Origin of the sequence: Streptomyces lancefieldiae (genome assembly GCF_031845825.1) — a bacterium.
In the GTDB taxonomy this organism is placed as follows: Bacteria; Actinomycetota; Actinomycetes; order Streptomycetales; family Streptomycetaceae; genus Streptomyces; species Streptomyces lancefieldiae.
In genome coordinates, this window is the sequence record NZ_JAVRFH010000291.1 from 1 (window position 1) to 483 (window position 483).

At 64.4% G+C, this 483-nt stretch carries 1 protein-coding gene; it reads left to right on the plus strand.

Translation table 11 applies throughout. From position 1 onward, the window contains the following. Window positions 1–483: TCP-1/cpn60 chaperonin family protein (locus RM812_RS42190; RefSeq protein WP_311586313.1), on the plus strand; the 483-nt coding region annotated here is incomplete at both ends.

Genomic DNA, 483 nt, shown 5'->3' on the forward strand with positions numbered 1-483 from the left:
CGTCCTGGAGAAGAAGTGGGGCGCCCCCACGATCACCAACGATGGTGTGTCCATCGCCAAGGAGATCGAGCTGGAGGACCCGTACGAGAAGATCGGCGCTGAGCTCGTCAAAGAGGTCGCCAAGAAGACCGACGACGTCGCGGGCGACGGCACCACCACCGCCACCGTTCTGGCACAGGCCCTGGTTCGTGAAGGTCTGCGCAACGTCGCTGCCGGCGCCAACCCGCTCGGCCTGAAGCGCGGCATCGAGAAGGCCGTCGAGAAGGTCACCGAGACGCTGCTGAAGAGCGCCAAGGAGGTGGAGACCAAGGAGCAGATCGCTGCCACCGCCGGTATCTCCGCCGGTGACCAGTCCATCGGTGACCTGATCGCCGAGGCCATGGACAAGGTCGGCAACGAGGGTGTCATCACCGTCGAGGAGAGCAACACCTTCGGCCTGCAGCTGGAGCTCACCGAGGGTATGCGCTTCGACAAGGGCTACAT